The sequence below is a fragment of the Microcystis sp. M144S2 genome, assembly GCF_020246065.1.
Taxonomy (GTDB): domain Bacteria; phylum Cyanobacteriota; class Cyanobacteriia; order Cyanobacteriales; family Microcystaceae; genus Microcystis; species Microcystis ichthyoblabe_A.
The window spans coordinates 1-13,497 of sequence record NZ_JADBTR010000180.1 but is presented as its reverse complement, the minus strand read 5'-3'; the positions used below and the strand labels follow the sequence as shown (position 1 = coordinate 13,497).

The 13,497-nt window shown below is 45.2% G+C and carries 12 protein-coding genes and 2 pseudogenes; 9 read left to right on the top strand and 5 right to left on the bottom strand.

Annotated elements, in window-relative coordinates; genetic code table 11:
* Window positions 1-334: 334 nt before the first annotated feature.
* Window positions 335-554 (top strand): annotated as a pseudogene (locus IM462_RS20255) (IS630 transposase-related protein); the annotation flags it as partial.
* 311 nt (window positions 555-865) lie between these two features.
* Window positions 866-1,891 carry a phosphoribosylformylglycinamidine cyclo-ligase gene (purM, locus tag IM462_RS20250; protein ID WP_287699926.1) on the top strand — a complete coding sequence of 342 codons (1,026 nt, stop codon included), beginning with the start codon at window positions 866-868 and terminating at the stop codon, window positions 1,889-1,891.
* Between the two features lie 274 nt (window positions 1,892-2,165).
* Here the strand turns inward: purM and cofH are convergent, their stop codons facing one another.
* Both cofH and psb29 read right to left on the bottom strand, forming a co-directional pair.
* Window positions 2,166-3,302, bottom strand: a complete 1,137-nt coding sequence (gene cofH / locus IM462_RS20245; protein WP_287699925.1) for a 7,8-didemethyl-8-hydroxy-5-deazariboflavin synthase subunit CofH — start codon at window positions 3,300-3,302, stop codon at window positions 2,166-2,168.
* Between the two features lie 137 nt (window positions 3,303-3,439).
* The gene (psb29, locus tag IM462_RS20240) at window positions 3,440-4,126 is read right to left on the bottom strand and encodes a photosystem II biogenesis protein Psp29 (RefSeq protein WP_174718083.1); all 687 of its coding nucleotides are present in this window, start codon (window positions 4,124-4,126) and stop codon (window positions 3,440-3,442) included.
* A gap of 216 nt (window positions 4,127-4,342) precedes the next feature.
* Here psb29 and smpB point away from each other — a divergent pair, with 216 nt between their 5' ends.
* On the top strand, window positions 4,343-4,807 hold the full coding sequence (gene smpB / locus IM462_RS20235) for an SsrA-binding protein SmpB (RefSeq protein WP_004162719.1): 465 nt from the start codon (window positions 4,343-4,345) through the stop codon (window positions 4,805-4,807).
* A gap of 118 nt (window positions 4,808-4,925) precedes the next feature.
* Complete coding sequence (locus IM462_RS20230; protein ID WP_287699924.1) at window positions 4,926-5,474, top strand: DUF2808 domain-containing protein; 549 nt, start codon at window positions 4,926-4,928, stop codon at window positions 5,472-5,474.
* A gap of 137 nt (window positions 5,475-5,611) precedes the next feature.
* Here the strand turns inward: IM462_RS20230 and IM462_RS20225 are convergent, their stop codons facing one another.
* Together IM462_RS20225 and IM462_RS20220 are read right to left on the bottom strand one after the other, a co-directional pair.
* On the bottom strand, window positions 5,612-5,929 hold the full coding sequence (locus IM462_RS20225) for a KGG domain-containing protein (RefSeq protein ID WP_287699923.1): 318 nt from the start codon (window positions 5,927-5,929) through the stop codon (window positions 5,612-5,614).
* Window positions 5,930-6,380: 451 nt separating this feature from the next.
* The gene (locus IM462_RS20220; protein ID WP_287699922.1) at window positions 6,381-8,624 is read right to left on the bottom strand and encodes an IMS domain-containing protein; all 2,244 of its coding nucleotides are present in this window, start codon (window positions 8,622-8,624) and stop codon (window positions 6,381-6,383) included.
* A 247-nt stretch (window positions 8,625-8,871) separates the two neighbouring features.
* Between IM462_RS20220 and pdhA the strand changes: the two genes are divergently transcribed.
* From pdhA to IM462_RS20205, 3 genes are all read left to right on the top strand, one after another.
* Complete coding sequence (gene pdhA, locus IM462_RS20215; protein ID WP_008200476.1) at window positions 8,872-9,906, top strand: pyruvate dehydrogenase (acetyl-transferring) E1 component subunit alpha; 1,035 nt, start codon at window positions 8,872-8,874, stop codon at window positions 9,904-9,906.
* Between the two features lie 187 nt (window positions 9,907-10,093).
* Window positions 10,094-10,876: a hypothetical protein gene (locus tag IM462_RS20210; RefSeq protein WP_287699921.1), complete on the top strand. Its 783-nt coding sequence runs from the start codon at window positions 10,094-10,096 to the stop codon at window positions 10,874-10,876.
* Window positions 10,877-10,989: 113 nt separating this feature from the next.
* Window positions 10,990-11,928, top strand: coding sequence for a glycosyltransferase family 2 protein (locus tag IM462_RS20205; protein WP_287699920.1), 939 nt, complete (start codon window positions 10,990-10,992; stop codon window positions 11,926-11,928).
* A gap of 235 nt (window positions 11,929-12,163) precedes the next feature.
* Here the strand turns inward: IM462_RS20205 and IM462_RS20200 are convergent, their stop codons facing one another.
* Window positions 12,164-12,505: a DUF8822 family protein gene (locus IM462_RS20200; RefSeq protein WP_287699919.1), complete on the bottom strand. Its 342-nt coding sequence runs from the start codon at window positions 12,503-12,505 to the stop codon at window positions 12,164-12,166.
* 34 nt (window positions 12,506-12,539) lie between these two features.
* Here IM462_RS20200 and aat point away from each other — a divergent pair, with 34 nt between their 5' ends.
* On the top strand, window positions 12,540-13,121 hold the full coding sequence (gene aat / locus IM462_RS20195; RefSeq protein ID WP_287699918.1) for a leucyl/phenylalanyl-tRNA--protein transferase: 582 nt from the start codon (window positions 12,540-12,542) through the stop codon (window positions 13,119-13,121).
* A 111-nt stretch (window positions 13,122-13,232) separates the two neighbouring features.
* A pseudogene (locus tag IM462_RS20190) lies at window positions 13,233-13,353 on the top strand (IS4 family transposase); the annotation flags it as partial.
* Window positions 13,354-13,497: the final 144 nt, after the last annotated feature.

Below are 13,497 nucleotides of genomic sequence, written 5' to 3'. Positions count from 1 at the left end.
TAAATCCTTATCTGGCAATAGATTTAATTGATTAGTTCGCTCTAGATCGAAAACAATTGACAAAAATCGCCAAATGTCTTTCTCTATAAGAGTTTCATTTCTTAATAATCCTGTACGTCGCATAAGACAAACCGAAGAACCCTTTATAGTCATTTCAAATAAATGTGAGACGAGGGAAAAATAAGGTAATACCAATTTCAATAGTCGTGACTAACATCTGAAAGTGCAATTCCTTGCTCCGAGAGGGATTGCGCTTTGAAATGATCAACTAAGTCTGTCATTACTTTTGAAAAATGATATAAAATAAAGAGAAACGAGCAACCCATACAGAAAAATGTCTGATAGCCTAGACTTGAGAAAAAAAGTAATTGATTATCGAGAGAATGGGGGAAGCATAACCAAAGCCGCTGCTCTATTTAATATAGGAAGAGCCACAATATATAGATGGCGTTCGTAGGGAAAAACTAGAAGCAACAAAGGTAAAACACCGTCAGAGAAAGCTGAACTGGAAAGCACTGTCAAAAGATGTCCAAGAAAATCCCGAGGCAAGATTAAGCAGGGTAATCGCACGTCGTTTTGTATAAAATATAACAGACAGATGTTACTGAATGTCACGTCTAGCCCGGCGAACTGGCAGGAGTTAATCTCAGAGGAAGTAACAAGTTTTATATCTTAGCAGTTGAGCATAGCAAAAGGTTTTGGTCTCCTAGTTTTAAACCCCAAGGAAGAGCGAGAGGCAAAGCTCTTAAGAAACAGTATCTACGCTTTACTGCCTCCCCACTTGCCAATTCATAATTCCTAATTTATAATTCCCATGGGACCGAAATCTGGGTAAAATTTGAGAGATACAATCGGTCAATTGGGCATGGATTATAAAGAAGCGGGCGTGGATGTGGAAGCGGGACGCGCTTTTGTCGAGAAAATTCGCCAAAATGTGGAAAGTACCTTCCGTCCTGAAGTTATCGGCGGTTTAGGCGGTTTTGGGGGCTATTTTCAGTTACCTTCCGGTTATCGGCAACCGGTGTTAGTATCGGGAACTGATGGTGTGGGAACCAAGCTGAAAATTGCCCATAGTCTCAATTGCCATGATACGGTGGGAATTGACCTCGTGGCCATGTGCGTCAACGATGTCTTAACCTCCGGGGCTGAACCTTTATTTTTCTTGGATTATCTCGCCACCGGTAAACTGGAAGCGTCACAGTTAGCAGCGGTGGTATCGGGAATCGCTAGTGCCTGTCGTGATAGTGGTTGTACTCTTTTGGGAGGGGAAACGGCGGAGATGCCGGGGTTTTATTCGGCAGGAGAGTACGATTTAGCGGGTTTTTGCGTCGGTATTGTCGAAAAAAGTCAATTACTCGACGGCAGTAAGGTGCAAATCGGCGATGTGGCTATTGGTTTAGCCAGTAGTGGGGTTCACAGTAACGGTTTTAGTCTTGTTCGTAAGATTATCGACACCCAGGGCTTAAATTGGCAAGATTGCCCCGAAATTTTGGACGGCTCTAGCTTAGGTGAAGTTTTGTTAACTCCCACTAGACTTTATGTTAAACCTGTGCTAGAACTTTTGCGCTCTGGGTTAGATATTCACGCCATGGCCCACATTACTGGGGGTGGCATCCCGGAAAATTTGCCCCGCTGCTTAGGTAAAGGACATTCTGTGCAGATTTACCGCGAAAGTTGGCCAATTTTGCCGATTTTTCACTGGTTAGCCCAGATGGGATCGGTTAATTCCGAAGCCATGTTTAATACTTTTAATATGGGTATCGGTTTTGTGATCATTGTCCCATCAGATCTGGCTCGATCGACTATTAATCAACTACAATCCTCTGGGATTAATGCCTACCAAATCGGCGAAGTGATTGCCGGCAAGGGGGAGATTGTTGGGCTTGATTAGGCTAAAAAAACTCTTTCAGCAAACCCTACTTAGGGTCTGCTGAATAAATCTAAAAACCTTGTTGGATAAGAATTTTAGACTTTTTTCCCATCAAAAAGTGCCAGACATTGGGGTGATCGGGGGGGAAATTTAGGCACTTTTTCCCTGAAAATTAGGTAATTGACCCCCTGAAAATGGGTAAAACCCTACACCCGTTCGGCTGAGCTCACGGCCGAAGCCCACACCCCACACCCCACACCCTGCCCCCACGAAAAACTCTTTCAGCAAACCCTAGTTAATAGATTGTATCCCGTTGACGGGCGGGGCGATCGAGGGATTTAATCGCCGTTGCTAATTCCTCGACGGTCAAACAAGTACCGCCCAGGGCTCCGGCCATAGTGGTAATATGTTCTTCCATGAGAGTGCCACCGAGATCGTTGCAACCCCAGTTTAAGGCTTCTGTCGCCCCCTGTAAGCCCAATTTTACCCAACTGGGTTGATGATTTTTAATGCTATTGCCCAAATAAATCCGCGCCACTGCCGTTAATTTTAATGTATCGGCTAAAATTGGTTGATCCCATCCGACTCGATTTCTCAGGGGTTTGGGGGCCGATTGTCCCACAAAAGGCAATAAAATAAATTCGGTGATTTTAGCCCGATAATTATTTTCTAGGGCGATTTCTTGCTGTTTTCTAATTTTTTCGAGGTGCTGCACCTGTTGGCTAGGGGTTTCAATATGACCGCAGAGCATGGTACTGGTGGTATGTAACCCCAAGCGATGGGCAGTACCGACTATTTCTAACCAAGTGGCGGCATCGATTTTTTCTGGACAAATTACCCGTCTTACCTCATCGACTAACACCTCGGCAGCCGTCCCCGGCAGAGAATTGACTCCTGCTTCTTGCAGGGAAGCGATAACTTTTTCGTAACTTAAACCGTCTTCTCTAGCGATAAATTGGACTTCTTGGGGCGAAAAAGCGTGTAAATGGAGGTTGGGAAAGGCTTGTTTCAGGTTTTTAACAATTTCTAGGTAATAGTCTAAGGAATTGCCCTTAATCTTGGCTTTTGGGTTTAATCCTCCCTGCATACAAATTTCCGTCGCCCCACGATGGACAGCATCCGTCGCTTTAGCGATAATTTCCTCTAAATTAAGCCAGAAGGCCCCTTCTTCGTTTTCATCGCGTCTGAATGCACAAAAACTGCAATGCTGCTCGCAAATGTTACTAAAATTAATGTTGCGATTGATAACGTAGGTGACGGTATCTCCCGCCTGTTGACGACGCAAGAAGTCGGCCGTTTCCCGAATCTGGGCAATTAAACGGTTATCGGTAGTTTCTAGCAAGATAATCGCTTCTTTCGCCGATAAATTCGCCCCTGACCGCGCTTTTGCCAAAATATCGGTTACGGGTGCGCTGATGGAGGAGTTAGTCACGGGAAATAAATATTGAGGGTTGCCGATCCTAATTGTAGAACGAGGTCAGAAGGAACAGTAAAGAAAGAGAGCCGATTTAATCCTTTTTCTGTTCCCTATTCCCTTGTCTGCACGCGGTAATTTCCGGTTGAGAGCCTTTATTGCGGGGTGGTTTGTTTTTCCTGTTCTTTTTGTTGACGTTTTTTCTTTTCTGCTTCTAGGGCATCTTCGATAACCTTGAGCAGCTGATCCATTTTATCAAGATTACCGCGATAAACATCGAGGTCTTTTTGCAGTTTCTCGCTGGAGAGACGGAGAATTTCTGAGAACTTTTGCAAAATTTGTTCGCGTTTTTCTTTTTCCTTGATCATGTCCGGTTGTGCTTCCGCCAAAATAGTATAGAGACCGATGGCAAACAGGCGACTATACTTAAACTTAGGCGCGTTGATAACCGAAACTAAACTATCAGACAACTGATTGTTACCACCCAGAGCAGGGTTTTGCAGTTGGGAAAGCAAGGAATCAATATTAGTTTCTTTGGCAATAGCGATCATATTTTCGGCATCACGACGATAGACTTCGGGATTACCGTTAACCGCTTGGCACAAAGCATTAAAAATATTCGGTTTATCCTCCCCCGGACGATAGCCTTCCATGAACTTCTCGAAAGAAGTAACCACACCAAGGGCATAAATTGGATCATAATGGAAATCTACATTAACGGAGAGCAGGTGCATCTCGACTAATAATTCCTCAACCACGCGCCGATATACCGAATTGATGGGGCGGGTGTGGCGAGTATAAAAATCACGCTTACTATCGGAAACAGTACGAATTTTGTCCACAGAACCAAACTTCATAAAAATTTAACACTGCTCTCATTTTCCCCCTTCTCGTTCCCCCTGACAAGGCCGGTGATCACCAAAGAGCGGCAAGCAGTCAGTCCCCAGAGAGCAAAAGAGCGATTAAGATATAAATATAAGGACATGGAAAAATCAAGATAATTAGCCGATACCGCCTCTACCAATCGCTTTTTTACTTTTCACTTTTCACTTGACTATATGGCCAATCAAGACGACAAAATCAAAATTATCAGTGATAACCGGCAAGCACGCCATCTCTACGAGATTTTAGAGACTTTTGAAGCGGGGGTGCAGTTGCTGGGGACCGAGGTTAAATCTGTGCGCGCTGGTAAGGTAAACCTGCGGGATGGTTATGTTTTAGTCCGCAATGGTGAAGCGGTGTTAATTAATGTTCATATTTCCCCCTACGAACAGAGTAGCGAATATTTTAATCACGATCCGCGCCGGACGAGAAAATTGTTGATGCACAAAAAGGAAATCAGCAAACTCATCGGTCAAGTGGAACAGAAAGGATTAACTCTTGTGCCTTTGAAGATGTATTTTAAAGGTAGTTGGGTAAAAATCAGCATTGGCCTCGGTAGAGGCAAGAAATTACACGATAAACGCGAAGATTTGAAACGTCGTCAGGATCAACGGGATATGGCACGAGCGATGAAGCGTTAACCAAGACACTTATCGGACTGGCAAAGGTCTAGGTAAGAAACGAGCGAGTTTTGTTAGAGTTGAACTGTATTCGGCTCCTTGCAGCCATCACCATCCCCCTCACCTTGGGTTAAAATTTATGTTAAAACTCTTGACAAAAATAATTAAATATGCTAGGACACCCGCTTTGATCGCTCTATCTTTAGCTGTGGGTGCGGGGATTATTTTACCAAAAATAACTGTAGCCAATGGCAACCCCGGCCTAACCATTTTTAGTGGAGTCGATCGCAAGGATATCTTAGATTATTTCTTGCAATTTGGCGGTCGTCCCAAGCAAATGGATCGTTATAAACTCTATATTCCCGCGAAAAAACTCTCCCAAGGAGCTTCAGCTTTTTTTATTTCCTATCCCGATTATTTTAACGGCCAGTTTGACACCAATAAAATCGAGGTACGCACCAACGGCAAATCTTTACCTTTAAAGGAAGTGGTTTGGGATAAGGATAGTCGCATTATTCAAATTGTCCCCCAACAACCGATCGATCCGACCAGCAAAGTTGAAATCGTCATGTCTAATGTCAGAAATCCCGAATTAGGCACTTATTACTTTACCTGTGATGTGACTGCCTCTGGCAATATTCCCGTCCGTCTCTACGTCGGTACTTGGATTGTCAGTATCGAACCTTAAAGTATTTATTGGGAATAGGGAAATGGGGGAATGGGGAGATGGGGAAATGGGGGAATTCAACTAAAATCCTAAAACCCAAACACCCTAAAACCCCAACACCCCAAAACCCTCTCAGTCTGAGAAAAAGTCAACAACAGTCAACTATTTGCCTCCGAGTTGCTAAAATCTGAGGAATTTTCACCTATAGACTCGTTGACTTGGGAATTTTCCCCAGAGTTTAAGTTTTTGCGACTGCCTTTGTGGGAATTCTTGCCCCCTTCCCGTCCAATAGCTGCCATGTGGGCGCGATCTCGGCTAACCGCTTCACCACCTTTTCGTCCCGCTTCGCGAGCTTCTTCGGAGGTAAATTCGTGGGCTGTGCCTTTTTGATGAGCAGCTTTACCACCTTTACTAGCGATTTCCTTTTGTTTAGCTTGATCCATAGAGGCAAAACCGCGTTTACTCTTACCTGTCATAATATCCCTCCTGTGTGAATGCTGATTTTAAAAGTTCTTAAAGACTTATGCAAGATTTTTAAAACATCAAAATCATGGTCTTGTCGGTCGGCAAAACATTGAGATTGCCCCGCTTTTTTCCTCTAAGAACTATGGATTCCTACCTAGGATCATAACTCATTAGCTTGACTTCTAGGGAACTAATTACAGCAATCAAAGAGCATATTTTATGTTAAAAAATATTAAGCAAATCGAGCATTTATCAGTCTAAAGATATAGAATTTATCTTAATGGTGAGGTACAAAGTTGGTCTTTTGGGGCAGTCGGTCTTCAGTTATCAGTTATCAGTTTTTTTCTCCCTGCTCCCCTGCTCCCCCACTTGCCACTTGCCACTGAAAAAGCTGCCATGCAGTCTTAATTGGAGGTGCGGGCAGCTTAAAACCTAGTTTTTTGGGGATTTAATCGGGAAAAATCAGGGTAAGACTTGGGTTTTTTCGATCAACCATTTATCTCCTTGCCGTACCAAATCATAGCGCACCTTCAAGGACTCATTATAGGAACGCTCGACAATTTCCTTGCCATTATGGAAATACATGGCCTTTTCGTTGACTATCGCTTCCACCGTCGCTAAATTAGGATTTTTCGCATTATTAGTGACCGATCGCACATCCACTTGATGATCGTAGCGCCAATAGTTATTTCCCTGTAAAGCTGCCGCTCGTTTTTGCCAAATTTCCAAGGCTGAACCCGTTAAAACCTCTTTCAATGGCTCTTTTTGGTGTTCACTGCCAAAAGCCGCCGATTTTGCTCCTAACCAAGCTTGAATCGTCTCCTTGGCTGTTTCCTTGTCCAAGGGAGTCCCTGCCATCACTTCCGCATTAGCTGAGGGAATTTCTAGTAGGGGAGTATTTAAAGAAATCGGTAACTGTTCCCCTTGCAAGGCTGCCAAAGGAGATTGACTATCGACAATTGCCTTTACCCCCAGGGCCAAGACTGCGAGCGTTCCCACTAATCCTACCCCCAATATTGCCACTCGATCGAGTCGCAGTTTTCTGCGGGCTGGTCGTCTCCGTTTCGGTGGGACTACGCCGGTTTTCACCGTTTCTGGGGCTGCTGGCCCGGAGTTGACCGCTGCTGGGGGGCGCGGGCGACGGGGACGACGACGGGGGGGATTAAGTGCCGGTTGACGATCGGCTGCTGTCACCACCACACTGCCCTGAGTATAGGGGGTGAAAGTTTCCTGCTGAGGGGTGGCTCTCAGGGCAGGTACAGCAGAGCTTGTCCGCTCACCGTTAGCTCTAGCTAAAGACGGTTTTTGGGGACGAGAATGGGAAGAATAAGCAGATTCCCTCATCGGTGTCGCTCCTGGCACTGGGTTTAAATGGGTGGGGGGGGTGTGGGTTTTGAGAACATTTACTTCCGATTCTAAAGGTTCCCCAACCTTTTCTTGAACTGACACGGGAACTTTTTCGTCAGGAAAACCTGACAATTCTTCCAAATAATTTTGTACCTCTTCCTCGGCAAAATACTCTTTGAGTGAGGCTTTCCGCTCGACTAAATCCCTAAAATGGCAGAAAACTTCTGTTTGTAACCAACGCTCACCGTAACGACATAACCCAGGTAGAAGATCGGGAGATTGCCCAGATTGTTCCTTAATATAATTTAATATTTCTTGCTCTTGACTTTTTTCTAAAATTGTGCTTGCTTGTTCGGTTTGACCGAGCAGCAGGGCGCAGATCGATCGCTCGATGGAAACATCCTGATGTTTTTGTAATTGCTGCAGGCGATCGCTGGCTGCCACAATAGCGGCGGGTTGTTTTTGGGCGAAACCGCGGGCAATCAAGGCATAAACCAGCAGATAATTACCCACCGCCGAGGGGCGTTCTGCCTCTTTTGCCCAGATTTTCTCCTGTTCGGCCTGAGTCAAATAAACCCGTAACTGTTGAATAAAGCGTAAAAAATTATCCACCCCCAACCCAGAGCGATCGTCGCCCTGGCCATCGATGCCACCGCGAGCGGCCAACATATCCTCCAAGAGATTTAAGCCCCGCTGACGGGCAAGACCGGGGTTTTTTTCTTGGGATAACAATTCCAGAACCTGGTAGGGACGCAAGCGATCGCAATCATGACGAATCTCGCCAGCCACTTGCGGGAACATTTGTTCTTGTTCCAAGCAGATCAAGGCCTTGGCTGCGGTGCTGGCCGCCTGTTCATAATTTTTATCCTGCCAATATTCCCGACTTAATTCCCCGTAGGCCAAGGCCAAGGTTAAGATCATGTCTGGGCGAGTAGTTGGCTCCAAATCCAGATAAGTTTCGGCCAAACGAATCACTAACTCGTATTCTCCCAACTCTTGCAGGATGAGCAAAGCTCCCACGAGATCGGCGGGGGCAATGGTAATCTGGGGAGTGGGATATTCTGAGGAAGCAGCGGCCACCTCCCCAGCGTGAGAATCGAGGTTTTCGGCGCTGCTTTCTGGGTTGAGAAGCAGGGGATTGGGGTCGAAAAATTGGGCATCGTAATCACGACGGCGATCTGGCTCACTTAACACTTGGTAAGCTTCATCTAACAAGTGCTGACGGGCGATGATCGCTGTTTGACTGTATTCTTGACGTGGCAATTGCCGTCCCCGATCGGCGTGGGCCAAATCAATTTGCTCGGCACTCACCTGAAAAGGGATTCCCAATATCCTGTAGTAGTCGAGAGGAATGCGCACGGTTAGCTGTACCTCAACTCTGGAGAGTCCTTAGTGAATTAAATGATGTAAGTGAGAGCGGAGCGAGTAAAATAACAAGATACCATCTTATCCTAGCCAATCTCTGACTGACTAAGATTAGATTTGAGAGAGAAAATACCAAGAACCTCTTGGTTTAAGACCAAAAAATTCACTGCCAGAATTCTCGAAAAATCTACCGCTTCCTCTCCCCTTGCCTTTTTGTTGTCTAAATGATACTACAGACCCTATGATTTCCGAACGTACTTTACCAACCTTTAATCCTGCTTCCATCATTATTACCAAAGCTGAAGGTCTTCGCCTATACGAGGATATGGTTTTGGGGCGGATGTTTGAAGATAAATGTGCCGAAATGTATTATCGGGGCAAAATGTTCGGTTTTGTCCATCTCTACAACGGTCAGGAAGCGATATCTAGCGGTATTATCAAAGCCTTGCGTCAGGGAGAAGATTACGTTTCTAGCACCTATCGCGATCACGTCCACGCCCTCAGTGCCGGAGTTCCCGCTAAGGAGGTAATGGCGGAGTTATTCGGCAAAGCTACCGGTTGTAGTAAAGGACGGGGCGGCTCCATGCATATGTTTTCCGCCGAACATAAGCTTTTAGGGGGTTACGCTTTTGTGGCCGAGGGGATTCCCGTCGCTACCGGAGCGGCTTTTCAGAGTAAATACCGTCGCGAAGCCATGGGTGATGCCAGTGCCGATCAGGTAACGGTTTGTTTCTTTGGGGATGGGGCGAGCAATAATGGCCAGTTTTTTGAGTGTCTGAATATGGCCGCCCTCTGGAAGTTGCCGATTATCTATGTGGTGGAAAATAATAAGTGGGCGATCGGTATGGCCCACGATCGAGCCACTTCTCAACCGGAAATCTATAAAAAAGCCAGTGTTTTTAGTATGGTCGGTGTGGAAGTGGACGGTATGGATGTGGTCGCCGTTCATGCCGCCGCCAGAGAAGCTGTAGCCCGCGCCCGCGCTGGTGAGGGGCCGACTTTGATTGAGGCCTTAACCTATCGTTTCCGGGGTCACTCTCTGGCAGATCCCGACGAGTTACGCAGTGCTGACGAGAAACAATTCTGGGGCGAAAGAGATCCGATCACTCGCTTTGCCGCCTATCTCTACGAGCGAGATCTGGCCACGAGAGAAGAATTAAAAGAAATCGAGGAGAAAATTCAAGCTGAAATCGAGGCAGCGGTTAAATTTGCCGAATCTAGCCCCGAACCCGATCCTAGTGAACTAACTCGCTTTATTTTTGCCGAAGACGAGTAATTTCAGTGATCAGTTACCAGTTATTCAGATTTGAGTAATCAGTAATCAGTGATCACTGATTACTTAAGGTATTCTATGAGAGGGAGCAGAAAAATCCCGCCTCGAAGATGGTTGTTGTTGAAAAAATCTGTAAAAAACAGTTGCGCTCTTGTATAATTCGCTAAAATCCAGAGAAATAGCTTTTGCCATGGCGACTACAGAAGCATTGAACCCCAGTCAGTTCTCACTCTTAACCAACCTCACCGCTGATCGTTCAAGTTCACCCAACCCACAAGAAGAAATGGACAAAGTTATCATTCTCGTTAATGCCGAAGCTCAAGCCAGTGGTCAGATGTCTCGGCTATCGCCCGTTACCGAAAAGATGGTGATTGCCTTAAAAAATGCGGTTCCTAAATCCTTGGCGGTGGAGGTGACGGGGACGGCTTCTTTGTGGTCAAAAATGGAGTCGGGTAAAACCAGCCAGAATAATTTAATCTGGTGTCCCTTAACAATTCAATTACCCAATTGGGTGAATTTTCCTGGTAAAAAAGTTTATCAAGCTTGTCGGGATATCGAAGAAAGACGCGCTTGGGTTGCCCATACCCTGCACTATAAAACCAGTCAGGGAGATTCTTCTTTTGGGGATCTTTGGTTGCCGATCACGGTGACATCTAAGGGTTTAGAATACGGTGAGGTAATCGGAGAAGGCATGATCCCCAACGCCTACAGTCAACCGATTAGTCTGGAAAGAGAGAGTCTTAAGTCTTTACATCGGCTGGCAGCGCAATTACTGGATAATTTACAGGCTCCTGCTTCCGTTTATTTGCTACAGTTTCGTCTGGCTCATCGAGAAGTGGTTTTTGATCGTCTCTGGCCTTTTCCTGCCGCACCTGCGATCGCTTCTCTGCGCGGTCAACAGACGGATCTCTATGCATCCTACTGGAATTGTTTACGTCGGCAAGCAACGCTCGATCATTCCTTGGCAATTTAAAGGCACTGTCTAGCAGTAATCTATTAAGTTGACAAAAGGGATACTTTAGCAGAATATTTAGAGCGTAGCAGCCGCCATAAAAACACGGCTGTTGTCCGTTCAACCTCTCGAAAATGCCGAAATACTCGCTAATTATCCCGATTTATAACGAGGAAGAAACCATTCCAGAACTCTATCGTCGTGTCAGTGCCGTCATGGATAGTTTAGATGATTCTGTGGAACTGATTCTGATTAATGATGGCAGTCGAGACCGTTCCTTAAATTTAATGCGGGAACTACAGGAAAGAGATGCTAGGGTCTGTTACATTAGCTTTGCTCGTAACTTTGGCCATCAGGCAGCAGTAACGGCAGGACTTAATTTTGCTAGGGGTCAAGTTATTGTTGTCCTCGATGCCGACTTGCAGGATCCACCGGAATTGATTCCCAAAATGATTGAGTCTTGGCAAGCAGGTTATCATGTGGTTTACGCCCAGAGAACAAAACGGAAAAAAGAAAGTTGGTTTAAACGCCTAACTGCCTACGTTTTCTATAGATTGCTGCGACGATTAGCTGACGTGGATATCCCTGCGGACACGGGGGATTTTTGTCTGATGGATCGTCAGGTAGTGGACGTATTAAATTCTATGCCAGAACGGAATCGTTATATTCGCGGTTTGCGCGCTTGGATTGGTTTCCGACAAACTGCTGTTAAATTTGAGCGGGATCCCCGGTTTGCTGGCGAAGTCAAATACACTTTTAAAAAATCCCTAGCTTTAGCGATTAATAGCTTGGTGTCTTTTTCTAAGATTCCCCTGCGTCTTTCCACTTATTTAGGCTTATTTTCTGCTTTAATTGCTCTGTTTATGGCTTTACTGGTTCTCTACTGGCGCCTGCAGCAACCCGACTCTCCCGTTACCGGTTTAGCTACTATCTTGATCGCTGTGTTTTTCTTGGGTTCGGTACAATTGATCGGTATCGGCATATTAGGTGAATACATCGGGCGAATTTACGAAGAAGTTAAAGGCAGACCCGCTTATACGATCGCTGAGATCGCTGGGCTGGAAATCAATTAAACTTTTCCAACAACTATCAATTAATTCTTGTCGATTAAAGATTTTGTTAACTTCTTAAATAAGCAATAAGCTGTTGACTCTCTAAATTACTGGTTAAGACTGTCTATGATCGAGGAGAGAGGGTTTGATCATTTGTCCTAAAATTTCTAATAGGCAGTGCAGCTTACCCCATTCGTACAAAAAAATCAGCAGAGCAGCTAATGGAAATTAAACTCCAATAGCGGAGAAAAACTGTCTAACTTTGCCCACAACAGCGATCGATCCCTAAACTATCTAAAATTAAATCACTGACGGCGTTAGCGATGGCAAATTCACTATAAAAACTTTCGCGGAAATCAAAAGCTTGCATCTCGGTAACGATCGCAATCACCAAGTTACCGAGATCGTTTTCCCCTTCCAAACGCTGACGCAGAAAAATTTGACTAGCACGTTCAGCGATAGTTTCATTAATAGCTTCGGGAATAAATTCTGCATCTAACCAACGATGCAAAGCGTTGCGCAGCCAGGTTTGTTCCTGTTGGGGATTTTCGATCGGTGGTAAAGTAATAGGCGGAATTGGTGAGGGATAATCGGGCATAATTAGAGAATGATCAGGCTACAAGACTGAATTCTTGGGGGGAGTCGTGGATACCGCCTCTATTATACAAGGATACGCACGCGGTTACTTTCTCATGGCCGATGAGGGGGGGCGATTGGATTGGTATTCTAGTAGAAATCGCGCTCTTATCCCTCTAGATCGGCGTTTTAGGTATCCCAAGTCCCTAAAACGAGTTTTGAATCAAAATCGCTTTAGCGTGGCTATCAACCGCGATTTTGCTGGGGTTTGTGCTGGTTGTGCCGATCGCTCGCTGACTTGGATTTCCCCGGAGTTAATCCAAATCTATCAGCAATTACACCAAGCCGGTTGGGCCTACAGTTTCGAGACTTGGCAAGGGGATCAATTAGCGGGGGGGATTTTAGGTTTAGCAATTCGCGGGGTTTTTATCGGGGAATCGATGTTTTATAAAATTCCCGATGGTTCTAAGGTAGCCATGGTCAAGTTAGTTGAACACCTCAGAGAACGGGATTTCTGTCTATTTGATGCCCAAATGCAAAATCCCCATCTGGCTAGATTTGGGTCCTATACTATCCGCGAAAAAGAATATCATCCCCTACTGGAAAGCGCTCTGTTGAAGCATTGCCATTTTGTTTAAGTATTGTTTCCGATTGTAAGTAGCTAGACACAATCTAAGTACAGCACAAAAAGCTTGAAAAGTAGGCGGGAGTAGGGTTTTATGAGAAATGGCACTAATCTCGAAACCCCTATGAACCAGTATAACGCATTGAAACAAGCTCTCAAACCTCCTAAAGGGATGGCACGGAGCAAGACTCTCTTTCCTCGCTCTATTCTTACTGGCTCTGTTGAAAGTAAAAACCGTCAACCTCAAGAGACCTCTTGCAAAAGTCTTAAGTCGATCCTTGTACAGCAACATTTTTGAAGATTATCAACTACTAATAAATAATTAACTGAAAGTCCCTCCCATTATTGTTTCTATCGTTTGTTTTCGGATTTATGCAAGAGGTCTTATG

What these genes read in the sequence shown, in the direction of transcription:
- purM (WP_287699926.1), top strand. Translation starts at nt 866, where the DNA reads ATGGATTATAAAGAAGCGGGCGTGGATGTGGAAGCGGGACGCGCTTTT.
- smpB (WP_004162719.1), top strand. Translation starts at nt 4,343, where the DNA reads ATGGCCAATCAAGACGACAAAATCAAAATTATCAGTGATAACCGGCAA.
- IM462_RS20230 (WP_287699924.1), top strand. Translation starts at nt 4,926, where the DNA reads ATGTTAAAACTCTTGACAAAAATAATTAAATATGCTAGGACACCCGCT.
- IM462_RS20225 (WP_287699923.1), bottom strand. Translation starts at nt 5,929, where the DNA reads ATGACAGGTAAGAGTAAACGCGGTTTTGCCTCTATGGATCAAGCTAAA.
- pdhA (WP_008200476.1), top strand. Translation starts at nt 8,872, where the DNA reads ATGATTTCCGAACGTACTTTACCAACCTTTAATCCTGCTTCCATCATT.
- IM462_RS20210 (WP_287699921.1), top strand. Translation starts at nt 10,094, where the DNA reads ATGGCGACTACAGAAGCATTGAACCCCAGTCAGTTCTCACTCTTAACC.
- IM462_RS20205 (WP_287699920.1), top strand. Translation starts at nt 10,990, where the DNA reads ATGCCGAAATACTCGCTAATTATCCCGATTTATAACGAGGAAGAAACC.
- IM462_RS20200 (WP_287699919.1), bottom strand. Translation starts at nt 12,505, where the DNA reads ATGCCCGATTATCCCTCACCAATTCCGCCTATTACTTTACCACCGATC.